Origin of the sequence: Streptomyces desertarenae (assembly GCF_042681365.1) — a bacterium.
Taxonomy (GTDB): domain Bacteria; phylum Actinomycetota; class Actinomycetes; order Streptomycetales; family Streptomycetaceae; genus Streptomyces; species Streptomyces desertarenae.
Genome location: NZ_JBHUFU010000005.1, coordinates 138,891 through 165,393, shown reverse-complemented (window position 1 = coordinate 165,393; position 26,503 = coordinate 138,891). Strand labels below are relative to the sequence as shown.

Here is a 26,503-nt window from a genome sequence, read left to right as displayed (position 1 = left end):
GCTGTGAGACTGGAGCGGTGAGAAGCGAGGAGACGGCGTTCGTCGGCGGGCCGATGGACGGGCGGGTGCTGCCCGTCCTGGTGGGGCCCACCGGGCGGCCGCCGAAGTACTACGAGATCCCCGTGCCCCGCCCGGAGGGCGGCGAGCCGGTCGTCCACGTCTACCGCCTGGAGGCCGTCGCCGGGGGCGGGCGGCTGGCGCTGCCGCGCGGCTGGCGGTACGTCCATCTGCCGCAGGGGCGGCCGAAGGGCGGCCCGAAGTGGCCGTGGCGCCGTCCGGGCGGCGCCACGGGCGCGCAGGGGGGCGGCGCGTAGGCGCACGGGGCCGCGCACGCCGCGAAGGGCACCGGCCGCCGGCCCCCGCGCGGCGCATGCCGGGGAGCCGGGCGGCCGGCGCCTTCGGGGCGGTGGTCCCCGCTCCGGCGGGACGGTTCCGGCGGAGCGGCCGTCCCGGATCTGTCCTCCTCCTTGCACGAGTTGTAGGCGAGCCTTGAATGAGAGCGCTCTCTGCTAAAGGTCTTGACCTTTGCGCCTCCCCTCACCACAGTGGCGACATCCGGATCGCGTCCCGCCCCACCGGGCGGCGGCCGGACGCACGGCTTCATATGTCGTGCCCATGCCATAAACCACGTCCCTCAGGAGATCCCCACCGTGGTGTCACGCAGAAGGTTCCTCGGCCTGTCCGCGGCGGCCGCCGCCGCCCCCGCCATCGGCTTCGCCGCCTCGCCCGCCGGCTCGGCCGCCTCCCCGCGGCGCGGCGCGGCGGCCGTCCCGAGCCTGACGTTCGTCAACGAGACCGGCCGGTCCACCGCGTTCGCCTACGTCCACGCCGACGTCCCGGGCGGCGGACAGGGCTTCCTCAACCCCTCCACGGGCAGACTCGACCCGATCCCCAACCCGTCCGAGCGGATGTACGACCTGAGCGGCTTCCTGGCGTCGCACCGCATACCGTTCGGGCGGCAGGTGCCCCTGAACGACCACCTCACCGGCGGACGGGCCTACTTCTCCCTCGACAGGAGCGTGTCCTTCTTCGCCAACCCCAACGCGGGCGGCGCCGCGGGCGCCCTCGTCCAGCCCTCGGCCGCCAACCCCGCCGACGCCTCGTACCGCATCGCGTGGGACTACTGCGAGTTCACCTACAACTCCGCCGGAGTGTGGGGGAACATCACCTGCGTGGACGGCGTCGGGCTCCCCATCGCGCTCACCCTCGTCCCCGGCAGCGGCGGGCGGCAGCACGTCGGCGGCATGCCGGAGGGCGGGACCGCCCGACTGGCCGACCGGCTGCGGCAGGCGGGCGGCGACTGGGGCAGGTGCGCGCTGTACGACGGCGGCCGGCTGGTCCGCGTCACCAGCCCGGCCAAGCTCCCGGGGCTGGGCACGGAGGTGTTCGCCGGGCACTACCGCGAGTACGTCGACCAGGTGTGGCACACCTACCGCGCCGACGGCGGGAGGGACCTGCGGATCGCCCTGGGCGACGTGTGGCCGGGGGTGACGGTGACCGGCCGGACCCACGGCGACCGGCTCGTGTTCCAGGGGATCACCGACGGCTCCCCCTCCTCCTTCGCCAAGCCCGGCACGCGGGGCACCACCGCCGAGGCCGACATCTTCGGCTGCGACGGCTCCCTGCACGGCATCAACGCCACCCAGCAGGGCCGCATCGCCGCGGTGCTGGGCGCCGCGTTCTGCCGGACCACGCTGGTGAGCAACCCCGCGCAGCCCGACGCCACCTCCGCGGAGTTCTACACCCACGGCCCGCGCCACGAGTACGCGCGCCTGGTCCACGAGCTGGCGGCCGACGGCCGGGGCTACGCCTTCCCCTACGACGACGTCACCCCGACCCGGGAGGGCGACCTGGCGGGTGCGGTGATGTACACCGAGCGGCCCGACGACTGGGCGCTGACGGTGACCGTCAAGCGGCCCTCCTGACGGGCCGTCCGGCGGGCGCGGCGCCGGCCGGGGGGTTCGCCCGGCCGGCGCCGCCGCGTCACCCGGCGGTGCCGCCCGCGCCCCCGGATGCCGCATCCCGGGCGCCCGTCCGGAGGCCGGGGGCGGCGCCGCGTGCCACGATCGCCGCAGGGGCGTCGCCGTCGCAGCGGAGGTGGACCGGTGTCGGGAACGCTGGGCCGTGCGGCCCGTGCCGTGGTCGCCGCGGCGGTCGCCGCCGCCGTCGCCGCGTCCGCCGTCCCCGTCGCCGCGTCCGCCGCTCCCGCACCCGCACCCGCCGCCGAACCGCCCGGCGGGTACGGCGACGACGGGTACGGGCCGGACGAGGACCCCGGAGGGGCGTACGGGCCGGACGGCTCCGCCCCGGAGTCCGTCAGCGCACTGCTGACCCGGATGCGCGAGCTGTACGGGCGGGCCGAGCGGGCCGCCGGCGCCCACCGCGCCACCGAACGCCGGCTGACCGCCCAGCGCGAGAAGGTCGGCAGGGTCCAGCGCGACCTGGCCGACGTCCGGGTGCGCCTGGACCGGGCGCGCGACGAGGCCGGACGGCTCGCCCGCCGCCAGTACCGGGAGACGCACGGCACCGTCCCGGCGCACCTGCGGCTGCTGCTGAGCCGCGACGAACGGGAGGTGCGGGCGGTCTTCGACCACCAGCGGCTGCTGGAGCGGGCCGCCGCGCACCGGGTCGCGGCGGCCCGGCGGCTGTCGGTCCGGGAGCGGCGGCTGGACCGGCTGGCGGGCGAGGCGCGCGGCGCCCTGGACCGGCAGCTGGCGCTCACCGAGCGGCACGGGCGGCAGCGGGACGAGGCGGCCGGGCACCTGGCCGAGGTCGAGCGGGCGCTCGCCTCGCTCGGCGACGACGAACTGGCCGCGCTGCGCCGTGCGGAGGAGGCGCTGCGGCCGCGCCGTCCCCGCCGGGGGCGGCGCCCCGCGGGGTGAGGGGCGGCGGCCCCGTGCGGCCGGGTCCGGGCACCGCCCGGCACCCGGACCCGGCCGGCCCCGGGCGGCTCAGCCGTCGGCCAGGCTCGCCAGGTACGCCTCGGCCTTCTCCGGCTCGAAGAACCAGTCCTCGAAGTCGGCGGGGTCGTTGAAGCCGTTGGCGAAGCGGTCGGCCAGCGCCTGGTACTGCATGCCCGAGCCGATCAGCTTCAGCACGTGCTCCGGCGGCGGCGCCAGCATCGCGTTCGTCCACTTGGTGACGTGCTGCGCCGTCGCCCAGTAGCGGTCGAACGTGGCCTGCATCCACTCCTCGTCGAACGGCTCCTCGCCCCGCTCCAGGATCGAGGCGAGGTAGGCGGCCGCGCACTTGGACGCGGAGTTGGAGCCCTGGCCGGTGATCGGGTCGTTGGCCACCACCACGTCGGCCACGCCCAGGACGGCGCCGCCGGAGGGGAGGCGGCCGATGGGCTTGCGGACGGTCGGGGCGTAGCGGCCCGCGAGCGTGCCGCCCGCGTCGGTCAGCTCGGCCTTGGCGGCCCGCTCGTACTCCCAGGGCGTGAAGCGCTTCATCAGCTCCAGCGTCAGGGAGAAGTGCTCGGCGGGGTCGGTGACGCCGGTGAAGACGTCCAGCGGGCCGCCGGGGACGCCCTCCCAGAACATGATGTCGCAGGCGCCGGAGACGGTGTAGCCGGGGATCATGAACAGCTCGCCGACGCCCGGCACCAGGTTGCAGCGCACCGCCAGGGTGTCGGGGTGCTCGGGGCGGCGCTCCACACCGTGCGCGTAGGCGACGGCCAGCGCGCGCTGCGGCCTGTCGTACGGGGAGCGCGCGGCGTCGCGCTCGAACATCGTCACCAGTTCGCCCTTGCCCGCCGCGACGAGCACCAGGTCGTAGGCGCGGGCGAAGAAGTCCAGGTCGGAGACGGCGGCGCCGTGGATGACCAGCTGGCCCCCGCGCTGGGCGAAGGTCTCCATCCAGCCCGCCATCTTCACGCGCTGGTCGACCGACTGGGCGTAGCCGTCCAGGCGTCCCAGCCAGTTGACGGGCCGCGAGCCGTCGGGGCCGGCGACCGAGACGCCCAGACCCTCGACGCGCGGGCTCCGGTCCTCCCAGAAGTTGATCTCCAGGTCGCGCTCGTGCTGGAGGGCCTGGTCGAACATGCACTGGGTGGACATCACCCGGCCGCCGCGGATCTCGTCCGCCGTGCGGTTCGACATCACGGTGACCTCGTAGCCGTGCGCCTGCAGGCCGAGCGCGAGCTGGAGGCCGGACTGGCCTGCTCCGACGATGAGTATCTTCCGCATGACGGTCTCCCCTGAGGTGCCTGGGTGATGGGGTTGGGGGCGGGTGCCCGGGTGTGGGGGGCGGATGCTGGGGGGCGCGGTGCGCGCGGGACGCGGGTGTGCGGGTGCGGCGGCGCCGGGCGGGAGCCCGCCGGTCAGGCGGGCGTGAGCTCCAGCGCGTGGCCGACGAGCGCGGTCAGCGAGTCCAGGACGGTGTCCCTCTTGCGCGCGTCCATGATGAGGACGGGCACGCGGTCGGGGACGGACAGCGCCTCGCGCACGTCCTCGGCCTCGTAGTACTCGGTGCCGTCGAAGTGGTTGACGGCCACCACGTAGGGCACCCCGCAGCTCTCGAAGTAGTCGAGCGCCGGGAAGCAGTCCTCCAGCCGCCGGGTGTCGGCCATCACCACCGCGCCGATCGCGCCGCGCACCAGGTCGTCCCACATGAACCAGAAGCGCTGCTGCCCCGGGGTGCCGAACAGGTAGAGCACCAGGTCGGCGTCGAGGGTGATGCGGCCGAAGTCCATGGCGACCGTGGTGGTGGTCTTCTCCGGGGTGGCGGCCAGGTCGTCGGTGCCCTCGCTGGCCTGGGTCATCACCGCCTCGGTGGTCAGCGGCTCGATCTCGGAGACGGTCCCGACGAGGGTCGTCTTGCCCACGCCGAAGCCCCCCGCCACGACGATCTTGACGGAGATGGGGGCTCTGCCGCGCTCCTCCTCCCAGGGCTGGGGGCTGCCGGCGCTCTCTGCGGGGTCCTTCACGTCGTCCACGTCGTCCACGGGGTCTTTCTCGGTGTTCCTGTCGGTGTCGGAGTGTGGCGGTGCGGCGGCGCCGGACGCTGCTTCGCCGGGCCCCGCGCCGCGCACCCCTCGGGGGCCTCTCCCGGGTCCCTCCCCGGCGTCCGGTACGGAGTCAGAGTCTGCGGAGCCCACCCAGCACCCTCTCCAGCAGCGCGCGGTCGGGGCGTTCGCTGTCGTAGCCGGTGCCGTAGACCCGGATGCGCCCCTGGTCGGCGAGGTCGCTGAGCAGCACCCGCACCACGCCCAGGGGCATCCGCAGCCGGGCGGCGATCTCGGCGACCGAGCGCATCCGGCGGCACAGTTCGACGATGGCCAGCATCTCGGGCATCACGCGGTCGCGCAGGCCCCCCGAGGTCAGCTCGCGGCGGGCCTCGGGCGCCTCGATGGCGGCGACCAGCGTCTCCACCAGCAGGACATGCCCGAACCGGGTGCGTCCGCCGGTCAGGGAGTACGGGCGCACCCGCGAGGGTTTGCGTACGGGCAGCGGGCTGTGGAAGGTCACTGGTCCAGCTCCATCGACGTGCGCAGTTCGGTGCGGAGTTCGGGGGTGAGGACGTGTCCGGCCCGCCCCACGAAGAGGGCCATGTGGTACGCCACGACGCTCATGTCGCAGTCGGGGGCGGCGTGGACGCCGAGCAGCGAGCCGTCGCTGATCGACATCACGAACAGGCTGCCCTCGTCCATGGCGACCATGGTCTGCTTGACGGCTCCGCCGTCCATCAGCTTCGAGGCGCCCTGGGTGAGGGAGCCGAGGCCGGAGACGATGGTGGCCAGGTCGGCGCTGGAGCCGCGGGGGCCGCGCTCGTCCCGTCCGCCGCCGCGCTCGCGGCGCTCCAGCGCCCCGTCGGCGTCCGCGGCTGCGGCGGCACCGCCGTCCGCCGCCGCGTCCCCGGACGCGGCGGCGCGGGCGCCCGGGTCCGAGGAGAGCAGCAGCAGCCCGTCGGAGGAGACCACGGCGACGGACCGTACGCCGGGGACCTCGTCGACCAGGTTGGACAGCAGCCAGCGCAGGTTGCGCGCCTGCCTGCTCGGCGTGTGTGCGGTGGTGGGCGCGTTCACTTCCGTGCCTCCTCGACAGTTCCAGCCGTGTCCGTGGTCCCCGTGCGGCCCTCGTCCGGGCCGGTGTCGCGTCTCTGGCCGCCGCTTTTCTCCGCGGCGATCTGGGCCTGCGCGTCCCGCTGCCCGTCTCTGGCGCCCTGCTGGAAGCCGCCGAGCCGTCTGCGCAGCTCCTCGGCCTGCAGCCCGCCCCGGCCCCGGTTCGGGCGCGGGGCGCCGACCGCGGTCGCCACGTTCCGGGGCGTCCGCTTGGGCAGCCCCTTGGCGGTGACGGCCCGGGGGGCGGCGGGGGCGGTGTCCGCCTCCGGGGCGGCCTGCGGACCGGCCGCCTCCGCCTGCGGCGCGGGCCGGAGGGCGGTCTCGTCCGCGGTGCGGCCGTGCTCGTCCGGGTGCGCGCCCCCGATCCCGGCCGCGGTCCCGCGCGCGGGGTCGGCGGCGGCCTCGTCGGCCGCGGCGACGTCCACGTCGCCGGGCGCGGGACCGGTGCCGGGCGCGGGACCGGTGCCGGTGACACGGGGGATCACCGCGGTGTCCTCGCGCCCGTGCTCCGGCGCGCTCCCGGCGCCGGACTCCTCCGGCCGGCCGGCCTCCTCGTCCTCCGCTGCGTCCTGCGCCGCGTCCTCCGCCTCCGGGCGCGGCCGCGCCCGGTCGGGGCGGGCCGGCAGCGCGTTGCCGTTGGCCTCGGCGACGGAGCCCGGCAGGCTGGGGACGGCGCCCGCCTGGACGGCCTTGGGACCCGCCGGGGAGCCCGGCATCGGACGGTCCGGCAGCAGGGCGCGCGGCAGTACGACGATCGCGGTGATGCCGCCCTGCTTCTGCTCGCGCAGCTGCACCCGGGCCCCGTGCCGCGCGGCCAGCCGCGCCACCACGTACAGGCCCATGCCCAGCGCGTCGTCCTCCTGCGGCGCGGCGTCGGCGCCCTCGGCGAGCTTGGTGTTGAGCTCGGCCAGCCGCTCGGGGTCCACGCCGATGCCCTCGTCCTGGACGGAGAGCATGATCTCGCCGTTCTCCAGCATCCAGCCCGACAGCCGCACCTCGGCGTCCGGCGGGGAGAACGCGGTGGCGTTGTCCACCAGTTCGGCGATCAGGTGGCTGATGTCGTCGGCGGCGGAGCCGACCACCTGGGCGTGCGGGGGCAGCCCCGCGACCTCCACCCGCTCGTAGCGCTCGATCTCGCTGACCGCGGCGCGCAGCACGTCCAGCAGCGGCACCGGCTCGCGGTGGCCGGTGGCGTGCTCGGCGCCGGCCAGCAGCAGCAGGTTCTCGCTGTGGCGGCGCATCCGGGTGGCGAGGTGGTCGAGCTTGTAGAGGGTGGCGAGCCGGTCCGGCTCCTTCTCCTCGTGCTCCATGGACTCGATGAGGGTGAGCTGGCGCTCCACCAGGCCCAGGGTGCGCAGCGCGAGGTGGACGAAGGTGCCGACGGACGCGCCCCGGTGGTCCTCCTCCGCGGCGTTCCGCCCGGCGGCCCGCGCGGCGGCCCGGCGGGACGCCTCCGCGGCCTCGGCCGCCTTGCGCTCCGCCTCCTCGGCGGCCTTGCGCGCGGCCTCCTCCGCGGCCCGCACCGTCTTCTCGGCGGCCTCCCGCGCCGTCTCGTACTCGCGCAGCAGCCTCTCGCGCTCGGCGGCGATCCGCTCGCGCTCGGCCGCCACCTCGCCGCCCGCCGCCTCGGCGCGGACGGCGCGCTCGTGGAGGGCGGCGGCGGTCTCCCGCAGCCGGTTGACGGCGCGCACGACATCGGCGAACTCGTCGTTGCGGCCGGTGTAGACGACCGGCTCCTCCCCCACCGGGTCGGCGGCCACCCGCTCGCCGCCGCGCCGCAGCACGGCCAGCGGGCGGGCCATCGAGCGGGCCGTCTGGACGCTGATGCCGAGCGCGATCAGCGCGCACACCCCGAGCAGGGCGATGCTCAGCTCCAGGGCAGTGAGGTCGTCGTCGCGCAGCTCCTCCAGCCGTTTGACCTCGGCGGCGGCCAGCGAGGACTCCATGCTGCGCATCCGGTCCACCCGGGCGGTCAGCGAGGACTCGACGCGGTCGCGGTCCAGGGTGAGGTCCTGGGGGGCCAGGCGCGGCTGGTCGGTGAGCCGGGCCAGGTAGCGCTCGGCCAGCGTGACGTCGGCGCCGGTGACGGTGCGGGTGTAGGCGTCGCGGGTGGAGGCGGGCGCCGTCTGCTCGAAGTCGGCGAGGGCGGCCTGCTCGCGCAGGTGCGCCTGCTGGGCCGCCGCGGTCAGCCGGGGCTGCCCGCCGCCGGCGGTGAGCGCGGCCAGCAGCAGCCCGCGGGCCGCGGAGGCCTGCTCGGCGGCGCGGCCGAGGTCGGGGAGGGAGTCGGCCGTGGAGTTCTCCGCGCGGCCGGGCAGGGCGCGCGAGGTGGCGGCGGTGATGCCGCCCAGGGACTGGATGATCTGGGTGTACGCCTCGTAGGCCTCGACCGCGCCGCCCTCTCCGGCGACGGCCCGCTGGCGGGTGTCGGGGAAGGCGTCGAGCAGCCGCCGGATGTCGGTGGGCGCGTCCTCGCCCAGTTCCTGCAGCCCGCGGTCCACCCGGGTGCGCTCGCGCTCGGGCACGCCCTCGCCGCCGCGGCCGGAGGCGAGGTGGCGGACGACGGCGTCGCGCTCGTCGGCCAGGGCGTGGGAGAGGGAGACGGCCCGCTGTCCCAGTTCGGCGCGGTCGACCAGGCGCTGGGCCTCGGACAGGTCGCGCGAGGCGGTGGCGACCGACGGGGCGCCGGCGGCGAGGACGGCGACGGTGCACAGGGCGACCGAGGCGAGCAGTCTGTTGCGTACTCTCGCCCGCCGCCCGGCGGGCGGAGCCGCGGTGCCCTGGTGGTCCGGCCGACTGTCCTGGTGTCGCTTCTTCCCCACCCGTGCTCGCAATCTCGTTCCGTCGTTCCGGCGACGACCGGAACGTGACAGTCCAACATGTGCGGCAGGGGCCCGATGTCCCGCCGTCCGCGCCCGTCCGCGGCGACCGGCTCTCCGACGTACCGAGGGGCGGGAACGGTTCCCCCGTACCGGGCCGCTCGGAGGAGTGAACATCACTGAGGAGTTACGGAACAACTCCAACGGGGAATGGTCTTCGAACACCACCGGGCAGGGGTTGGAAATCACCGCACGGTTTTGGAAAGATTCGCGCCCGCCATGCCGCGGATCGTCAGATTCCGGTAGAACTCCGGCCGCAGGCCGCGGGCTGCTCCCCGGACCGGGCCCGCCCCGCGGTCCGCGCGGCCCCTCCGCCTCCCGCCCCCCGTTCCGCCCCGCGCCGCTCCGGCAGACTGGTGCGCATGCGGATCGAGGCGGTGAGCGAGCCGGGGAGCCCGGGGACGCCCAACGAGGACTACGCATCGGTAGCCCTACCTGCGGCAGGGCGCGGCGGGGCGCTGGTCGTCCTGGACGGGGTGACTCCGCCGCCGGACGACACCGGCTGCGAGCACGACGTCCCCTGGTACGTGGCGCGGTTGGGCGGAGCGCTGCTCGAACTGTCCGGTTCGCGGCGGGATATGACGCTGACACAGTGCCTGGCCTCCGCCATCGAGCGGGCCGCCTCCGCCCACGGCCCCCGCTGTGACCTTTCTCACAGACGCACTCCCCAGGCGACGGTGGTGGTGGCGCGCTGGGACGAGACGGCCGTCGAGCACCTGGTGCTCTCCGACTCCGCCCTGCTGGTCGAGGACGTCGACGGCGCGGTGCTGCCCGTGCTGGACACCCGGCTGGACCGGCTGCGTCCCGCCGCGCGGGAGCTCCCCCCGGGCGAGCGGGCGGCCTACCTGGAGGGCCTGCGCAACGCCGAGGGAGGCTTCTTCACCGCGGCGGCCGACCCCGCGGTGGCCCGGCGCGCGGTGACGGGCCGTCTGCCCCGCGAGCGGGTGCGCGCGCTGGCCGCGCTGAGCGACGGGGCGACCCGCTGGGCGGAGACCTTCCGGCTGGGCGACTGGGCCGCGGTGATGGCGGTGCTGCGCGCGGAGGGGCCGCGGTCGCTGGTGGCGCGGGTCCGCGCCGCCGAGGCCGCGGACGGCTCCCGGGCGGCCCACCCGCGCGGCAAGGTGCACGACGACGCGACGGCCGTGCTGGTGGAGTTCTGAGCCGGCCGGCGCGGGATCAGTCCTGCTCCGCGCTCCCGGCACGGCCCGCGCCGGGAGCGGGCGCCGCGCGGTGCCCGCGGGCCGGCCGGGCCGGTCCCCCGGTGGCGCCGGGGGAGTTCAGCCGGTGCAGCAGCCGGGCCAGCTCGGCGATCTCGCGGCGGTCCCAGGAGGCCAGCCGGCGGACGTACCGGTCCCGCCGCGCGGCCCGCACCCGGGCGAACCGCTCGTGCCCCTCGGCCGTCAGCCCCACCAGCCAGGCGCGGCCGTCGTCCGGGTCCGGGGTGCGGACGATCAGCCCCAGGTCCTCCAGGGCGCGCAGCTGACGGCTCATCGTGGCCCGTCCGACGCCGAAGTACGCGGCGAGGTCGGTGGCGCGCTGCCGTCCGGCGTCCGCCAGCCGCACCAGCAGCCCGTAGGCCGACGCCTCCAGGTCCGGGTGGACCTCGCGGGCCAGTTCGGCGGAGGAGGCCCTGGCCCGCCGCAGGAGGACGGCCAGTTCGCGCTCCAGGGCGAGGAACTCCGGCCCGGGGGCGCCGCATCCGCCCGCGGTCCCGCTCTCGTGCACGTCAGGGCCCTTTCCGGGGTCGGTGACCGGACGTCGGCTCGCGCGGCCGCCTCGTCTGCGGCGGCCGCGGCGGGCATCAGTATGTCCTCTTCCTCCACCGTACGCCGCCGTCCGTCCGCCCGTCGGACGGGCGGCGGCACACGGCGTGCGGCGGCCCCGCGCCGGCGGCCCGGGAAGGGCTGCCGGCGCGGGGCCGGCCGGTGCGCGGGGCGGGACGGCTCGGCGGGCGGCCTCAGGCCGCGACCGGCAGCTCCGCCCCGGCCGGCGCCAGGGCCAGCTCCAGCACCTGGCGGACGTCCGAGACCGGGTGCACGTCCAGCGTCCGCAGCACCTCCTCGGGCACGTCGTCCAGGTCCGGCTCGTTCCGCTTGGGGATGACCACCGTGGTGATCCCGGCCCGGTGCGCGGCCAGCAGCTTCTGCTTCACCCCGCCGATCGGCAGCACGCGGCCGGTCAGCGAGACCTCGCCCGTCATCGCCACGTCCGGGCGGACCCGACGGCCCGACAGCAGCGAGGCCAGCGCGGTGGTCATGGTGATGCCCGCGCTCGGCCCGTCCTTGGGCACCGCGCCCGCCGGGACGTGCAGGTGGACGCCGCGCTCCTTCAGGTCGCCGACGGGCAGCTCCAGTTCGGTGCCGCGCGAGCGCAGGTAGGAGAGCGCGATGTGCGCGGACTCCTTCATCACGTCGCCGAGCTGCCCGGTCAGCGTCAGCCCCGAGCCGCCCGTCTCCGGATCGGCCAGCGACGCCTCGACGTACAGCACGTCGCCGCCGGCCCCGGTGACCGCCAGCCCGGTGGCCACACCCGGCACCGCCGTGCGCCGCTCGGCCGGGTCCTGGGCGGACTCGGGGGTGTGGTGCGGGCGGCCGATCAGCTCGCGCAGGCCGTCCGCGCCCACCGTCAGCGGCAGGTCGCGCTCGCCCAGCTCGTGCTGGGCGGCGATCTTGCGCAGCAGCCGCGCCACGGACCGCTCCAGGTCGCGCACGCCCGCCTCGCGGGTGTACTCGCCGGCCAGCTTCCGCAGCGCGTCCTCCCCGACCACCACCTCGCCGGCGTCCAGCCCGGCGCGCTCCAGCTGCCGGGGCACCAGGTGGTCGCGGGCGATGACGACCTTCTCGTCCTCGGTGTAGCCGTCCAGCCGCACCAGTTCCATGCGGTCCAGCAGCGGCTGCGGGATGGACTCCAGGACGTTGGCCGTGGCCAGGAACACCACGTCGGACAGGTCGAGTTCGACCTCCAGGTAGTGGTCGCGGAAGGTGTGGTTCTGGGCGGGGTCCAGCACCTCCAGGAGGGCCGCGGCCGGGTCGCCGCGGAAGTCGCTGCCCACCTTGTCGATCTCGTCGAGCAGCACGACCGGGTTCATCGAGCCGGCCTCCTTGACGGCCCGCACGATCCGGCCCGGCATGGCGCCGACGTAGGTGCGGCGGTGGCCGCGGATCTCGGCCTCGTCGCGCACCCCGCCGAGCGCGACGCGGACGAACTTCCGGCCCATGGCGCGGGCCACGGACTCGCCCAGCGAGGTCTTGCCGACGCCCGGCGGGCCCACCAGGGCCAGCACGGCGCCGCCCCGCCGCCCCCCGACCACGCCCAGGCCCCGCTCGGCGCGGCGCTTGCGCACGGCCAGGTACTCGGTGATGCGCTCCTTGACGTCCTCCAGGCCGGCGTGGTCGGCGTCCAGGACGGCGCGGGCGCCGGCGATGTCGTAGGCGTCCTCGGTCCGCTCGTTCCACGGCATCTCCAGGACGGTGTCCAGCCAGGTGCGGATCCACCCGCTCTCGGGGCTCTGCTCGGAGGCCCGCTCCAGCCGGTCGGCCTCCTTCAGGGCGGCCTCGCGGACCGCCGCGGGCAGGTCGGCGGCCTCGATGCGGGCCCGGTAGTCGTCGCCCCCGCCGTCCGTGTCGCCGCTCAGCTCGGCCAGCTCCTTGCGGACGGCCTCCAGCTGGCGGCGGAGCAGGAACTCGCGCTGCTGGCGGTCCACGCCCTCCTGGACGTCCTTGGCGATGGCCTCGGCGACGTCCTGCTCGGCCAGGTGCTCGCGCAGCCAGGTGGTGGCCAGCCGCAGCCGCTCGACCGGGTCGGTGGTCTCCAGCAGCCTCACGCGCTGCCCGGTGCTCAGGAACGGGCTGTAGCCGGAGTTGTCGGCGAGCTGCCCGGGGTCGTCGATCTGCTGGACGCGGTCGACCACCTGCCAGGCGCCGCGCTTGCGCAGCCAGCTGGTGGCCAGGGCCTTGTACTCCCTGACCAGTTCGGCGACCGCACCGGGCAGGGGGCTGGGGGCGGACTCCTCCACCTCGGCGCCCTCCACCCACAGGGCGGCGCCGGGGCCGGTGGTGCCGGCGCCGATCCGCACCCGGCTCACCCCGCGGATCAGGGCGCCGGGGTCGCCGTCGGCCAGCCGCCCGACCTGCTCCACGCGGCCCAGTACGCCGATGGCCGCGTAGGTGCCGTCCACTCTCGGCACGAGCAGCACCCGGGGCTTGGCGGACTTCTCCGCCTTCCGGTCCCCGGCCCCGGCGTCCCCGCCGGCCCCGCCCTCCCTCCCGGCGGCGGACTGGGCGGCCTCCACGGCGGCCCGCACCTCGGTGTCGGACAGGTCCAGGGGCACCACCATCCCGGGCAGCACGACCTCGTCGTCGAGCGGCACCACGGGCAGGGTGAGCGTTGTGGGCGACAGAGCCATGATCTCTCCCTCGGCAGGCAAGTTGAGCTGAGAAGACTCAATGTCCTGTCAATGCTCCGGCGCAACGCGGTGTTCCTCGTCCGTGTTCGCTCTGAGCGATCAGCCCTCCGGGCTTCCGGCGCGCTGCCGCCGCCCCGCGAGGCGGCGGCAGGATGATCCGCGTGCACCGTCCGCCGCTCCCGGCGCCGCCGTGCCCGCCGCTTCGCCCCGGCCTCCGGGGATTCCCTCCGCGATGCCGGTTCCGTGCGGGTGCGGACCGAAGAGGCAGCTGTCGCCCGAGGCGTCCCGGACGTGGTCCACCTCGCCGCCCGACCGGCGTAGCGCCCCGCGGAGAGGGCCTTTACGCTGCTGCAAGGCAACCGAGCGGCAGGGCAGAGACGCATATGGACCACCACAGGAGCACGACGCAGTCCCACGGCGGCACCGCCGCGGCCACCCCGGGCGCCCAGCGCCGGGTGCTGGTCGTCGAGGACGACCCGACGATCACCGAGGCGATCGCCGCGAGACTGCGCGCCGAGGGATTCCAGGTCCGTACCGCCGGGGACGGCCCGGCGGCGGTGGAGGTCTTCGAGGCGTGGCAGCCCGACCTGCTGGTGCTGGACGTGATGCTGCCGGGCTTCGACGGCCTGGAGGTGTGCCGCCGGGTGCAGGCCCAGCGGCCGGTGCCGGTGCTGATGCTCACCGCCCGCGACGACGAGACGGACATGCTGGTCGGCCTCGGCGTCGGCGCCGACGACTACATGACCAAGCCGTTCTCCATGCGCGAACTGGTCGCCCGCGCCCACGTCCTGCTGCGCCGCGTGGAGCGGGCCACCCTCGCCGCCACCGCGCCGCGCTCGGGCACGCTGCGGCTGGGCGAGCTGGAGATCGACCACGCGCAGCGCCGGGTCCGGGTCTCCGGCAAGGACGTCCACCTCACCCCGACCGAGTTCGACCTGCTGGTCTGCCTGGCCAACTCGCCCCGCGCGGTCCTCTCGCGCGAGCAGCTGCTGGCCGAGGTGTGGGACTGGGCGGACGCCTCGGGGACGCGGACGGTCGACAGCCACATCAAGGCCCTGCGCCGGAAGATCGGCGCCGAGCGGATACGCACCGTCCACGGTGTGGGCTACGCCCTCGAGGCGCCGGCACCCGCCTCCGAATGGGCCTGAGGGCCGCGGCGCACCGCGGGCGGGCCCTGTGCGGCCGGGCCTGGGAGGGCCTGCGCCCCCTGGACCCGAACCGCTCGGTCAAGGCCGCGCTGGGCGCGCTGGTCATCGCCACCGTGGCCATCACCACGCTGCTGACCCTGGTGGCGTTCCACTCGGCGATCGAACTGCGGGTCATCGCGCTGCTGGCGGTGATCGCCTCGCTGCTGGTCACGCAGTTCGTGGCGCACGGCCTGGCCGCGCCGCTGGACGAGATGACGGACGCGGCGCGTTCGATGGCGCGCGGCGACTACACCCGCCGGGTCCACGTCGACCGCAGGGACGAGCTGGGCGAGCTGGCGGCGACCTTCAACCGCATGGCCGCCGACCTGGAGGCCGCCGACCGGCACCGCAAGGAGCTGGTCGCCAACGTCTCCCACGAGCTGCGCACTCCGATCGCGGCGCTGCGCGCGGTGCTGGAGAACGTCGTCGACGGGGTCTCCCGGGCCGATCCGGTGACCATGGAGACCGCCCTGGAGCAGACCGAGCGGCTGGGCCGCCTCGTGGAGCACCTGCTGGACCTGTCCCGGCTCGACAACGGCGTGGTGCCGCTGCGCGTCCGCCGCTTCGAGGTGTGGCCCTACCTGGCGGGAGTGCTCAAGGAGGCCAACATGACCAAGGGGCAGGGCCACGCCCGCACCGACGTCCACCTCCACCTGGACGTCTCCCCCGCGGGCCTGAGCGCGTACGCCGACACCGAGCGGCTGCACCAGGTGGTCGCCAACCTGATCGACAACGCCGTCAAGCACAGCCCGCCCCACGGCCGGGTGACGGTGCGCGCGCGGGCCGGGCGGGCACCGCTGAGCCTGGCCCTGGAGGTGCTGGACGAGGGGCCGGGGATCCCCGAGGCGGACCGGGAGCGGGTCTTCGAGCGCTTCGGCCGCTCCGCCTCGGCCGAGAGCGGCGACGGGGGAACGGGGCTGGGGCTGGCCATCGCCCGCTGGGCGGTGGATCTGCACGGCGGGCGGATCCGGGTGGCCGAATCCCCCCGGGGCTGCCGGATCCTGGTCACTCTTCCCGGCGACCCCGCCGCGATGGAGTTGACGTAGGGTTCGAGGAGTCGGGACACCAGGGAGCGGGGCGCCGACCCGTTCCCCGGGTCGGCCCTTGCCGAATTCTGTCGAACCGGGTGTGTTTCCCGCCAAAGAAAGCGCCGAAACGCACCGCAGGATGTGACTTAGGCGACGCAAACCCCATGCCGACTGCACCGAACGGGCCGGGGAGCGTAGCCTTTATTTCTGCTGTCCACCCACACAGGTAAGCGGAAGAGGGCGGTTGCCGCCGTGTCGCCACAGGCCCCCAAGACTTCGAGCTCCTCCAGCCCCCGGCCGGGAGGGTCCCCCACGACCGATCAGGACGGGCAGGGGAAGAGTCCCGCCGCCGGGTTCGGTGCCAACGAGTGGCTCGTCGACGAGATCTACCAGCAGTACCTCCAGGACCCGAACTCCGTCGACCGGGCCTGGTGGGACTTCTTCGCCGACTACAAGCCCGGGCAGGCCGCCGGAGGCGCCGCGGCCCCCACCGCGTCGAAGCCCGCTGAGCCCCAGCCCCAGACCCAGACCCCGCCTCCGGCGCGGCCCGAGTCCGCCGCCGAGACCGCGCCCGCCGCCCCCGCGGCGACGCCGGCCCCGAAGGCGCAGCCCGAGTCCGCCGCCCCCGCGGCGGCACCGGCCCCGAAGGCGCAGCCCGCGGCCGCGAAGTCCGCGCCCGCCGGCGGCGAGAAGGGCGGGAAGGCCGAGGAGCCCGCCGGGCCCGAGTACGTGACGCTGCGCGGCCCCTCCGCCGCGGTCGCCCGGAACATGAACGCCTCGCTGGAGCTGCCCACCGCCACCTCGGTGCGCGCGATCCCGGTGAAGCTGCTGGTCGACAACCGCATCGTCATCAACAACCACCTCAAGCGCGCCCGCGGCGGCAAGGTGTCCTTCACGCACCTGATCGGCTACGCCATGGTCAAGGCGCTCAAGGCGATGCCGTCGATGAACTACTCGTACACCGAGAAGGACGGCAAGCCGACGCTGGTCAAGCCCGACCACGTCAACCTGGGCCTGGCCATCGACCTGGTGAAGCCGGGCGGCGAGCGCCAGCTCGTGGTGGCCGCCATCAAGAAGGCCGAGACCCTCACCTTCTTCGAGTTCTGGCAGGCCTACGAGGACATCGTCCGCCGCGCCCGGAACAACAAGCTGACGATGGAGGACTTCACCGGGGTCACCGCGTCGCTGACCAACCCCGGCGGCATCGGCACCGTCCACTCGGTGCCGCGCCTGATGCCCGGCCAGGGCCTGATCCTCGGCGTCGGCGCCATGGAGTACCCGGCGGAGTTCCAGGGCACCTCGCAGGACACCCTGAACAAGCTGGGCGTCTCCAAGGTCATGACGCTCACCAGCACCTACGACCACCGCGTGATCCAGGGCGCCGCCTCCGGCGAGTTCCTGCGGATCATGCACCAGCTGCTGCTGGGCGAGGACAACTTCTACGACGAGATCTTCGAGGCGCTGCGGATCCCCTACGAGCCGGTCCGCTGGCTGAGGGACATCGACGTCAGCCACGACGACGACGTCACCAAGGCCGCCCGCGTCTTCGACCTGATCCACTCCTACCGGGTCCGCGGCCACGTCATGGCCGACACCGACCCGCTGGAGTACAAGCAGCGCAAGCACCCCGACCTGGACATCACCGAGCACGGGCTCACCCTGTGGGACCTGGAGCGGGAGTTCGCGGTCGGCGGCTTCGCCGGCAAGTCGGTGATGAAGCTGCGCGACATCCTGGGCGTGCTGCGCGACTCGTACTGCCGCACCACCGGCATCGAGTACATGCACATCCAGGACCCCAAGCAGCGCAAGTGGATCCAGGACCGCGTCGAGCGCTCGCACGCCTCGCTGGAGCGCGACGAGCAGCTGCGCATCCTGCGCCGGCTCAACGCCGCCGAGGCGTTCGAGGTCTTCCTGCAGACCAAGTACGTCGGCCAGAAGCGCTTCTCGCTGGAGGGCGGCGAGTCGGTCATCCCGCTGCTGGACGCCGTGCTCGACGCCGCCGCCGAGGCGCGCCTGGACGAGGTCGTCATCGGCATGGCCCACCGCGGCCGCCTGAACGTGCTGGCCAACATCGTCGGCAAGTCCTACGCCCAGATCTTCCGCGAGTTCGAGGGCAACCTCGACCCGAAGTCGATGCACGGCTCCGGCGACGTGAAGTACCACCTGGGCGCCGAGGGCACCTTCACCGGCCTGGACGGCGAGCAGATCAAGGTCTCGCTCACCGCCAACCCCTCCCACCTGGAGGCCGTGGACCCGGTCGTGGAGGGCGTGGCCCGCGCCAAGCAGGACATCATCGGCAAGGGCGGCACCGACTTCACCGTCCTGCCCGTCCAGCTCCACGGCGACGCGGCCTTCGCGGGCCAGGGCGTGGTGGCCGAGACCCTGAACATGTCCCAGCTGCGCGGCTACCGCACCGGCGGCACCGTGCACGTGGTCATCAACAACCAGGTCGGCTTCACCGCTCCCCCGGAGTCGGCCCGCTCCTCGATGTACGCCACCGACGTGGCGCGGATGATCGAGGCGCCGATCTTCCACGTCAACGGCGACGACCCGGAGGCCTGCGTCCGCGTGGCGCGGCTGGCCTTCGAGTTCCGCCAGGCGTTCAACAAGGACGTGGTCATCGACCTCATCTGCTACCGCCGCCGCGGTCACAACGAGGCCGACAACCCGCACTTCACCCAGCCGCTGATGTACAACCTGATCGACAAGAAGCGCTCGGTGCGCAAGCTCTACACCGAGTCGCTGATCGGCCGGGGCGACATCACGCTGGAGGAGGCCGAGCAGGCGCTCCAGGACTTCCAGGGGCAGCTGGAGAAGGTCTTCACCGAGGTCCGCGACGCCACCTCCAACCCGGCCCCGGCCGAGACCCCGGCGCCGCAGCCGGAGTTCCCGGTCGCGGTGGAGACCGGCGTCAGCCAGGAGGTCCTCAAGCGGATCGCCGCCTCGCAGGTCAACATCCCCGAGCGGATCACCGTCCACCCCAGGCTGCTGCCGCAGCTCCAGCGCCGCGCGGCGATGGTGGAGGAGGACAAGATCGACTGGGCGATGGGCGAGACGCTCGCCATCGGCTCGCTGCTGATGGAGGGCACCCCCGTCCGGCTGGCCGGCCAGGACTCGCGCCGCGGCACCTTCGGCCAGCGGCACGCGGTGCTGGTGGACCGGGAGACCGGCGAGGACTACACCCCGCTGCTGTACCTGTCCGAGGACCAGGCCCGCTTCAACGTCTACGACTCGCTGCTGAGCGAGTACGCGGCGATGGGCTTCGAGTACGGCTACTCCCTGGCCCGTCCCGAGGCGCTGGTGATGTGGGAGGCCCAGTTCGGCGACTTCGTCAACGGCGCGCAGACGGTGGTGGACGAGTTCATCTCCTCGGCCGAGCAGAAGTGGGGCCAGACCTCCGGCGTCACGCTGCTGCTGCCGCACGGCTACGAGGGCCAGGGCCCGGACCACTCCTCGGCCCGGATCGAGCGCTTCCTCCAGCTGTGCGCGCAGAACAGCATGACGGTCGCGATGCCGACCCTGCCGTCGAACTACTTCCACCTGCTGCGCTGGCAGGTCCACAACCCGCACCACAAGCCGCTGGTCGTCTTCACCCCGAAGTCGATGCTCCGGCTCAAGGCGGCGACCTCCAAGGCGGCGGAGTTCACCTCCGGCGGCTTCCGGCCGGTCATCGGTGACGAGTCGGTCGACCCGGCCCAGGTCCGCAAGGTCGTCTTCTGCTCCGGCAAGGTCTACTACGACCTGGCCGCCGAGCGCAGCAGGCGGGGCGTGACCGACACCGCGATCATCCGGCTGGAGCGGCTGTACCCGCTGCCCAGCCAGGAGATCCAGGCGGAGATGGCCCGCTACAGCGGCGCCGAGAAGATCGTCTGGGCCCAGGAGGAGCCGGCCAACCAGGGCGCCTGGCCGTTCATCGCGCTCAACCTGGTGGACCACCTCGACCTGTTCATCGGCTCGGGGACGGCTCCGAACGCGGACCGGCTGCGCCGCGTCTCGCGTCCGTCGTCCTCGTCTCCGGCGGTCGGGTCGGCCAAGCGTCACCAGGCCGAGCAGCAGCAGCTGGTCAACGAGGTCTTCGACCTCTGACCGGCCGCGGCGGCCGCCCCGCGCGGGGCGGCCGCCGACCGCAGCGCAGGCTCCGTGGGGCCCGCACCGTCACACGACGGTGCGGGCCCCACGCCCGTACCCCCTCCCCGAACCGTCCACCCACCACCGAACGGGAGCACGCCCATGTACTTCACCGACCGCGGCATCGAGGAGCTGGCGCAGCGGCGCGGCGAGGAGGAGATCACCTTCGAGTGGCTCGCCGAGCAGCTGAGGACGTTCGTCGACCTCAACCCGGACTTCGAGGTGCCCGTCGAGCGGCTCGCGACCTGGCTGGCGCGCCTGGACGACGAGGACGAGTGACGGACGGCGGCCCCCCGGCCGGCCCCGGCGCGGGGCGGGCGGGGACCGGTGCCCTTGACGTCCCGTTCCTGCGATATATCGTGTTCTGGCAGAGACGCGATATGTCGTCGCGTGCCGAGACAGGGAGGCCGCCGTGTCACACGGGTCCCAGTGGTCCGTCGAGGAGCCCCGCAGGCTCGCCTTCGACGACGAGATCCACACGCTGCGGGTGCGCGTGGCGGACGGCGCGGTGAACGTCGTCGGCACCGACGCGCCCGGGGCGAGGCTGGAGGTCGGCGCCCTGAGCGGTCCTCCGCTGACCGTCACCCTGGAGGACGGCGTCCTGACCGTCGCCTACGACGATCTGCCCTGGAAGGGCTTCCTCACCCTGCTCGACTGCAAGGAGTGGCGGCGCACCGCCGACGTGTCGGTCGCCGTGCCCGCCGGGGTGGGGCGGGTCGAGGTCGGGGTGGTGGGGGCCGACGCGGTCGTCACGGGCGTCCGGGGGCGCACCCACGTGCGGGGGCTCTCCGGCGGCACCGTCCTGGCGTGGCTGGCGGGCCCGGTGCGGGCCGAGACGGTCTCCGGGGACGTGGAGGCGCAGGGCGTGACGGGCGACCTGCGGTTCGGCACCGTCTCCGGCGACCTCACGGTCGTGGACGGCGGCGGGCCGTCGATCACGGCGGACTCCGTCAGCGGCAACATGGTGCTCGACCTCGCCCCGGCGCGGGGGGCGGGGGCCGCGGACGTCCGGCTCAGCTCCGTCTCGGGTGAGATCGCCATCCGGCTGCCGCACCCGCCCGACACCGTGGTCGAGGCGAACACCGCCGGCGGCGCCGTCTCCTGCGCCTTCGACGACCTGCGGGTGACCGGGCAGTGGGGGACCAAACGGATCACCGGCACCCTCGGGACGGGCAGCGGGCGGCTGCGCGCGGCCACCGTCTCCGGGGCGATCGCCCTGCTGCGCCGTCCCCCCGCGGACGGCCCCGCCGAGGAGCCCTCCGGCTCCCCGGAGTCCTCCGGTTCCCCGGACGCCGGCACCACGGTCCCGCCGACGACCCCCTCCCTCCACAAGGACGTGTGACATGGCCCCCGTCTTCGCCCACGGCCGACTGCGCCTGTACCTGCTGAAGCTGCTCGCCGAGTCCCCCCGCCACGGCTACGAGGTGATCCGGCTGCTGGAGGAGCGCTTCCAGGGCCTGTACGCCCCCTCCGCCGGCACGGTCTACCCCCGCCTGGCCAAGCTGGAGGCCGAGGGCCTGGTCAGCCACACCACCGAGGGCGGCCGCAAGGTCTACGCCCTCACCGACGCCGGCCGCGCCGAGCTGGCCGGCCGGCAGGAGGAGCTGTCCGAGCTGGAGCGGGAGATCCACGAGTCGCTGGCGGCCCTGGCCGCCGACATCCGCGAGGACGTCAGCGACGCCGCCGACGACCTGCGCCGCGAGGTCCGCGAGGAGGCGCGGCGCACCAGCCGCGGCGCCGGGGAGGAGGACCTCTTCTCCGGCTGGGAGGCCGCCTTCCAGGGGCCCTGGACGGACAAGGAGGCGCTGCGGGCCGCCAAGGAGGAGCTGCGCCGGGCCGGGGAGCAGTGGAAGGAGCAGGCCCGCCGGGCCCGGCAGGAGGCGCAGCAGGCCAGGCACCAGGCGCGGCAGGCCCGCCGGGCCCGGGACGAGGCCCGCGAGGAGGCCCAGCGGATCGCCCGGCAGGTCCAGGAGCAGGTGCAGTCGCGGGTCCAGCAGGGCGACTGGCAGGGCGCGGTGCGCGCGGGGATGTCGGAGCTGAGCCGGCAGCTGGGCGGTCTCGGCGCCCTGGGCGACCTCGGCGGCTTCGGCGGCTTCGGCGGTGAGGGCGGCAGGGAACGCCCGGCCGGCCGCACCGCGCACCGTCCGCCGCACGCGCCCCCCGACACCTCCGATACGCCCGACACCCCCGATGCGCCGGTGCCGGCGTGGGCCGAGGAGCCCGCCGCGCCCTCGGGCGACCCGCTGCGCGACCTGGAGCGGCTGCTGGACGGCTTCCGCGACGACGTGCGGGACGCCGCCCGCGACCACGGGATCGACGAGGAGGGGCTGCGGGAGGCCCGCCGCCGGCTGTCCGCGGCGGCGGCCCACATCGTCGCGCTGCTGCACTCCCGCGCGGCGGAGTGACGGTCCGGGCGGGCGGCGCGGCCGATGCGCCGCCCGCCCGGACCGCGGGCCCGGCCGGGCGGCGCCGCGGCGGCCCTCACACCGTCAGGACGACCTTTCCGAACAGGTCGCCGTTGGCCATCTTCTCGAAGCCCTCGCGGGCCCGGTCCAGCGGCAGCACCGAGTCGATCACCGGGCGGACGCCCTTGGCCGCGCAGAAGCTCAGCAGCGAGGCCAGCTCCTCCTTCGAGCCCATCGTGGAGCCCACCACCTTCAGCTCCAGGAAGAAGATACGGTTCAGCTCGCCGGAGGACGGGGTCGTGCCGCTGGTGGCACCCGAGATGACGAGGGTGCCGCCGGGCTTGAGCGACTTCACCGAGTGGGACCAGGTGGCGGCTCCCACCGTCTCGATCACCGCGTCCACCCGGTGCGGCAGCCGGGCACCGGTCTCGAAGGCGGCCTCGGCGCCCAGCTCCTCGGCACGCCTGCGCTTGGTCTCCTCGCGGCTGGTGGCGAAGACCCGCAGACCGGCCGCGGCCCCCAGCACGATGGCGGCGGTGGCGACGCCGCCGCCCGCGCCCTGCACCAGGACGGAGTCCCCGGGCCGCACTCCGGCGTTCGTGAACAGCATCCGGTAGGCGGTCAGCCACGCCGTCGGCAGGCAGGCGGCCTCCTCGAAGGAGAGCTCCTTCGGCTTGGGCAGGACGTTCCACTGCGGCACGGCCACCCGCTCGGCGAACGTGCCCTGGTACTTCTCGGTGAGGATCGAGGGCCGCTCGCGCGGTCCGACGCCGTGGCCGGTCGCGCCGATCACCGAGTGCAGCACGACCTCGTTGCCGTCGGCGTCGACCCCGGCCGCGTCGCAGCCGAGGATCATCGGCAGGGACTCCTCGCCCAGGCCGACTCCGCGCAGGGACCACAGGTCGTGGTGGTTGAGGGAGGCCGCCTTGACGTCGACGGTCGTCCAGCCCACGGGAACGTCCGGTTCGGGGCGCTCGCCCAACTCGAGTCCGTTCAGCGGCTGGTCACGGTCGATGCGCGCGGCATAGGCAGCAAACATGATCCGACCCTAGGACGAGTGGGAACGCGGCGGAACCGCGCGGCGGTGTGACGCGCGCCGCCGACCAGCACAACGGCGGCACGACGGGGAGCGGCGGGGGCCGCCGGGAGGTCCGCCGGGACGGGAACCGGGGGTGGCGGGAGTCCTGTCCGGGACTCCCGCCACCCCCGGCGGCGGTCGCGGGCTCCGTCAGAGCACCTTCGACAAGAACGCCTTCGTCCGCTCGTGCTGCGGGTTGGTCAGCACCTCGCGCGGGTGGCCGGACTCGACGACCACGCCGTCGTCCATGAAGACCAGCGAGTCGCCGACCTCCCGGGCGAAGCCCATCTCGTGGGTGACGACGATCATCGTCATGCCGTCCTCGGCCAGGTCGCGCATGACGTCCAGCACCTCGCCGACCAGCTCCGGGTCGAGCGCCGAGGTGGGCTCGTCGAAGAGCATCAGCTTGGGCTCCATCGCCAGCGCGCGGGCGATGGCCACGCGCTGCTGCTGGCCGCCGGAGAGCTGGGCGGGGTAGTTGCCGGTCCGGTTGCCGAGCCCGACCCGGTCCAGCAGCTTCAGGGCCCGCTCCCGGGCCGCGGACCGGGACTCGCCCTTGACCTGGACCGGCGCCTCCATGACGTTCTCCACCGCGGTCATGTGCGGGAAGAGGTTGAAGCGCTGGAAGACCATGCCGATGTCGCGGCGCTGGGCGGCGACCTCGCGCTCCTTGAGCTCGTAGAGCTTGTCGCCCTGCTGCCGGTAGCCGACGAGCCGGCCGTCGACCCACAGCCGCCCGGCGCTGATCTTCTCCAGGTGGTTGATGCAGCGCAGGAAGGTGGACTTGCCGGAGCCGGACGGGCCGACCAGGCAGAACACCTCACCCGGGGCGACCTCCAGGTCGATGCCCTTGAGGATGTGGGCGTGGCCGAAGGACTTGTGGACGCCCTCGGCCTTCACCATCGGGACCTTCTCGGTGGTCATACCGTCTTCCCTCCCACCTGGCTCGGCGTGCGGAACGAGGTGAGCTGCGCCCTGATCCGCTGCAGGGGCGTCGGCGGCAGCTCCCGGTTCGCGCCGCGGGCGAAGTACCGCTCCAGGTAGTACTGGCCGATGCTGAACAGGGTCGTCAGCGCCAGGTACCAGATGGTGACCACCATCAGGGCCTCCATGACCGCCAGGGTCCGGGAGCCGAAGTCACGGCTCGCCAGGAAGAGCTCCTGGTAGCCGATGGCGTAGGCCAGCGAGGAGGTCTTGAGCATGTTGATGAACTCGTTGCCGGTGGGCGGGATGATCACCCTCATCGCCTGCGGCAGCACGATGCGGCGCATCGTCTGGGAGCCCTTCATCCCCAGGGCCTGGGCCGCCTCGCTCTGGCCGCTGTCCACGGACTGGATGCCGGCCCGGCTGATCTCCGCCATGTACGCCGCCTCGTTGAGGCCGAGGCCGAGGAGCGCCGCGACGAAGGGCGTCATGACGTCGTTCATCTCGTCCTTGTACAGCGGACCGAGGTCCAGGTACTGGAAGACGATCGACAGGTTGAACCAGAGGAAGATCTGGACCAGGACGGGGGTGCCGCGGAAGAACCAGATGTAGGCCCAGGCGACACTGCCGAGCACCGGGTTCTTCGACATGCGCATCACCGCGAGTAGCATGCCGAGGACCACGCCGATCACCATGGCGTACACGGTGATCTTCAGGGTCTCCCAGGCGCCGGTCACGAAGGTGCCGTCGGTGAGGTACCTGCCGACCAGTCCCCAGTCGATGGCGGCGCGCGCGAAGGCCGCCACCACCAGGGCGAGCAGGACGACGACCACCACGGATCCGGCCCAGCGGCCGTAGTGCCGGACCGGAATGGCCCTGATGGCCTCGGGCGGAATGGTGCCGGCGCTGCCGTCCGGCGCCCCGGCCCGGCTGCCGCCGGGGTCCGGGACCTTCTCGGTCTTGTCGTGGGGTTCGGTCACGGAAGCCTTGCCTTAACTCTGTGCGGACAGTACTCGGGGTGGGTCACTAGCCCGCGTTGACGGTGGCTTCCTCGATGGCCCCGGCCTCGGCCTTCCACTCCTTGAGGACCTTGGCGTACTCACCGTTGTCGATGATCGCCTGGACGGCCTCCTTGAGCGCGTCGCGCAGCTGGGTGTCCTTCTTGCTGACCGCGATGCCGTAGGGAGCGGCGTCGATCTGCTCGCCGACGACCTCGAAGAGCTTGCCGCCGCCGGCGGTCAGCTCGTTGTAGAGGGCCACGGGGAAGTCCGTGACGACGGCGTCGGCGCGGCCGTTCTGCAGCTGGGTGATGGAGTCGGTGTCCTTGTCGGCGATGAACTCGTCGATCCCCTCGTCGCACTCCTTGTCCTGCTTCTTCACCAGCGTCTCGTTGGCGGTGCCGCGCTGGGCGGCGACCGTCCTGCCGCAGAGGTCCTCGAGGGTCTCTATCTTCTCCGGGTTGCCCTTCTTGACCAGGATCGCGGAGCCGGCCTTGAAGTAGTCGACGAAGTCCGCCCCGCCCTCGGCGTCCTCGCTCTCGCCCTTCTGGCGCTCCTTGGTGTCGGTCATGGCGGACATGACGATGTCGTAGCGGCCGGAGTTCATGCCCAGCACGAGCTGGTCGAAGGTGCCGTTCTCGAACTTGAGCTCGACCCCCAGGACCTTGCCCATGGCCTCGGCCAGGTCCGGGTCGACCCCGTCGGGCTCGCCCTTCTCGTTCATGAACTCGATCGGCGCGTAGGCGATGTCCGAGCCCACCTTGATGACACCCGCCTCCTGGATGTCCTTGGGGAGCTTGTCGAAGAGCGGGGCCTGGGACTTCTTCTGCGCCTTGGTGCCGCCGTCGCCGTCACCGGCACCGGCACCGTCGGTCTGGTCGCCGCAGGCGGTCAGCAGCAGGGAGCCGGCCACCGCGAGCGCTCCTGCCACGGCCAGACGCCGGCGGGCGGACGGCCTCGGGGCGCCCCCCACCGTGGGCAGGGGGCGGGTGGTGCGTGCGGTCATGGAGGTCCTCCTGCTGGATGAGTGGAGTGTCCGGTACGGCCGGTCGCGCCGGGAGTCGGCGCGGCACCGTGCGATGAGGGGAATCTTGCCATCCGGACACCGGAGCCCAGGATGGCAACCAGGTCAAAATCGGATAACGGGCAGGCGGTAACGGTCACCGGACGCCCGGATGCGGTCGTCTGCCGATGCCTCCGGCCTGCCGCCCGGAGGGCCGGGAACCCCGGGGAGGAGAGTTTCGTCACTCCCCTCGCGGAGATCCAGCGAGCCTCCGTCTTCCCTGCAGGCACTTTGTCCAGCATGCCCGTGTGGTGGACGCCTCGGACGGCGGCGGCCGCGACGGAAGACATTCGTGCACGGTGGCGCTCATCCGGTAGAAAGAGCAGTTACACCCCTCACCCGGGGACCAG

General features: G+C 74.0%; 21 protein-coding genes and 1 pseudogene. 11 read left to right on the top strand and 11 right to left on the bottom strand.

The features are described 5' to 3' along the window. The first annotated feature begins 17 nt into the window (after window positions 1-17). The 3 genes from ACFSJS_RS10615 (at window position 18) to ACFSJS_RS10605 (ending at window position 2,882) form a co-directional block, all read left to right on the top strand. A complete protein-coding gene (locus ACFSJS_RS10615) occupies window positions 18-314 on the top strand; it encodes a hypothetical protein (RefSeq protein ID WP_380899091.1) in 297 nt (98 codons plus the stop codon). Window positions 315-650: 336 nt separating this feature from the next. Then, on the top strand, window positions 651-1,925 hold the full coding sequence (locus tag ACFSJS_RS10610) for a glycoside hydrolase family 64 protein (RefSeq protein WP_380899090.1): 1,275 nt from the start codon (window positions 651-653) through the stop codon (window positions 1,923-1,925). Between the two features lie 180 nt (window positions 1,926-2,105). Further along, window positions 2,106-2,882: a coiled-coil domain-containing protein gene (locus ACFSJS_RS10605; RefSeq protein ID WP_380899089.1), complete on the top strand. Its 777-nt coding sequence runs from the start codon at window positions 2,106-2,108 to the stop codon at window positions 2,880-2,882. A 69-nt stretch (window positions 2,883-2,951) separates the two neighbouring features. On the opposite strand, the gene ACFSJS_RS10600 is transcribed toward ACFSJS_RS10605, so the two are convergent. The 5 genes from ACFSJS_RS10600 to ACFSJS_RS10580 form a co-directional block, all read right to left on the bottom strand. Continuing rightward, window positions 2,952-4,187, bottom strand: a complete 1,236-nt coding sequence (locus ACFSJS_RS10600; RefSeq protein ID WP_380899088.1) for a styrene monooxygenase/indole monooxygenase family protein — start codon at window positions 4,185-4,187, stop codon at window positions 2,952-2,954. A 134-nt stretch (window positions 4,188-4,321) separates the two neighbouring features. Beyond that, entirely contained in the window at window positions 4,322-4,927 is a 606-nt protein-coding gene (locus ACFSJS_RS10595; RefSeq protein WP_380899256.1) for a GTP-binding protein, read from the bottom strand. 151 nt (window positions 4,928-5,078) lie between these two features. Further along, window positions 5,079-5,468, bottom strand: a complete 390-nt coding sequence (locus ACFSJS_RS10590) for a DUF742 domain-containing protein (protein ID WP_380899087.1) — start codon at window positions 5,466-5,468, stop codon at window positions 5,079-5,081. Further along, the gene (locus tag ACFSJS_RS10585) at window positions 5,465-6,025 is read right to left on the bottom strand and encodes a roadblock/LC7 domain-containing protein (protein ID WP_380899086.1); all 561 of its coding nucleotides are present in this window, start codon (window positions 6,023-6,025) and stop codon (window positions 5,465-5,467) included. The genes ACFSJS_RS10590 and ACFSJS_RS10585 overlap by 4 nt, the downstream gene beginning before the upstream one ends. Continuing rightward, complete coding sequence (locus ACFSJS_RS10580; RefSeq protein WP_380899085.1) at window positions 6,022-8,880, bottom strand: sensor histidine kinase; 2,859 nt, start codon at window positions 8,878-8,880, stop codon at window positions 6,022-6,024. The genes ACFSJS_RS10585 and ACFSJS_RS10580 overlap by 4 nt, the downstream gene beginning before the upstream one ends. A gap of 419 nt (window positions 8,881-9,299) precedes the next feature. Here ACFSJS_RS10580 and ACFSJS_RS10575 point away from each other — a divergent pair, with 419 nt between their 5' ends. After that, window positions 9,300-10,097, top strand: coding sequence for a hypothetical protein (locus ACFSJS_RS10575; RefSeq protein WP_380899084.1), 798 nt, complete (start codon window positions 9,300-9,302; stop codon window positions 10,095-10,097). 16 nt (window positions 10,098-10,113) lie between these two features. Here ACFSJS_RS10575 and ACFSJS_RS10570 read toward each other — a convergent pair whose 3' ends face one another. Together ACFSJS_RS10570 and lon are read right to left on the bottom strand one after the other, a co-directional pair. Further along, window positions 10,114-10,662, bottom strand: a complete 549-nt coding sequence (locus ACFSJS_RS10570) for a MarR family winged helix-turn-helix transcriptional regulator (RefSeq protein ID WP_380899083.1) — start codon at window positions 10,660-10,662, stop codon at window positions 10,114-10,116. Window positions 10,663-10,894: 232 nt separating this feature from the next. After that, window positions 10,895-13,342 carry an endopeptidase La gene (gene lon / locus ACFSJS_RS10565; protein ID WP_380899082.1) on the bottom strand — a complete coding sequence of 816 codons (2,448 nt, stop codon included), beginning with the start codon at window positions 13,340-13,342 and terminating at the stop codon, window positions 10,895-10,897. Window positions 13,343-13,564: 222 nt separating this feature from the next. Between lon and ACFSJS_RS10560 the strand changes: the two are divergent. The 7 genes and pseudogenes from ACFSJS_RS10560 to ACFSJS_RS10530 form a co-directional block, all read left to right on the top strand. Next, window positions 13,565-13,663: pseudogene (locus ACFSJS_RS10560) on the top strand (spermidine synthase); the annotation flags it as partial. A gap of 62 nt (window positions 13,664-13,725) precedes the next feature. Next, window positions 13,726-14,490, top strand: a complete 765-nt coding sequence (locus ACFSJS_RS10555) for a response regulator transcription factor (RefSeq protein WP_380899081.1) — start codon at window positions 13,726-13,728, stop codon at window positions 14,488-14,490. Beyond that, window positions 14,481-15,575: a sensor histidine kinase gene (locus tag ACFSJS_RS10550; protein ID WP_380899080.1), complete on the top strand. Its 1,095-nt coding sequence runs from the start codon at window positions 14,481-14,483 to the stop codon at window positions 15,573-15,575. Before ACFSJS_RS10555 ends, ACFSJS_RS10550 begins: the two co-directional genes overlap by 10 nt. Before the next feature lie 234 nt (window positions 15,576-15,809). Further along, on the top strand, window positions 15,810-19,643 hold the full coding sequence (locus tag ACFSJS_RS10545) for a multifunctional oxoglutarate decarboxylase/oxoglutarate dehydrogenase thiamine pyrophosphate-binding subunit/dihydrolipoyllysine-residue succinyltransferase subunit (RefSeq protein WP_380899079.1): 3,834 nt from the start codon (window positions 15,810-15,812) through the stop codon (window positions 19,641-19,643). Between the two features lie 144 nt (window positions 19,644-19,787). Continuing rightward, window positions 19,788-19,964, top strand: coding sequence for a DUF6104 family protein (locus ACFSJS_RS10540; protein WP_202917891.1), 177 nt, complete (start codon window positions 19,788-19,790; stop codon window positions 19,962-19,964). Window positions 19,965-20,097: 133 nt separating this feature from the next. Beyond that, a complete protein-coding gene (locus tag ACFSJS_RS10535; protein WP_380899078.1) occupies window positions 20,098-21,027 on the top strand; it encodes a DUF4097 family beta strand repeat-containing protein in 930 nt (309 codons plus the stop codon). A gap of 1 nt (window position 21,028) precedes the next feature. Continuing rightward, window positions 21,029-22,090 carry a helix-turn-helix transcriptional regulator gene (locus tag ACFSJS_RS10530; protein WP_380899077.1) on the top strand — a complete coding sequence of 354 codons (1,062 nt, stop codon included), beginning with the start codon at window positions 21,029-21,031 and terminating at the stop codon, window positions 22,088-22,090. Window positions 22,091-22,166: 76 nt separating this feature from the next. Here ACFSJS_RS10530 and ACFSJS_RS10525 read toward each other — a convergent pair whose 3' ends face one another. The 4 genes from ACFSJS_RS10525 to ACFSJS_RS10510 all read right to left on the bottom strand — a co-directional run bounded on the left by ACFSJS_RS10525 (window position 22,167) and on the right by ACFSJS_RS10510 (window position 26,096). Next, entirely contained in the window at window positions 22,167-23,129 is a 963-nt protein-coding gene (locus tag ACFSJS_RS10525; RefSeq protein WP_380899076.1) for a zinc-binding dehydrogenase, read from the bottom strand. Window positions 23,130-23,318: 189 nt separating this feature from the next. Continuing rightward, a complete protein-coding gene (locus ACFSJS_RS10520) occupies window positions 23,319-24,092 on the bottom strand; it encodes an amino acid ABC transporter ATP-binding protein (protein WP_380899075.1) in 774 nt (257 codons plus the stop codon). After that, entirely contained in the window at window positions 24,089-25,072 is a 984-nt protein-coding gene (locus ACFSJS_RS10515; protein WP_380899074.1) for an amino acid ABC transporter permease, read from the bottom strand. The genes ACFSJS_RS10520 and ACFSJS_RS10515 overlap by 4 nt, the downstream gene beginning before the upstream one ends. A 46-nt stretch (window positions 25,073-25,118) precedes the next feature. Next, window positions 25,119-26,096, bottom strand: a complete 978-nt coding sequence (locus tag ACFSJS_RS10510) for an ABC transporter substrate-binding protein (RefSeq protein WP_380899073.1) — start codon at window positions 26,094-26,096, stop codon at window positions 25,119-25,121. Between the last annotated feature and the right edge of the window lie 407 nt (window positions 26,097-26,503).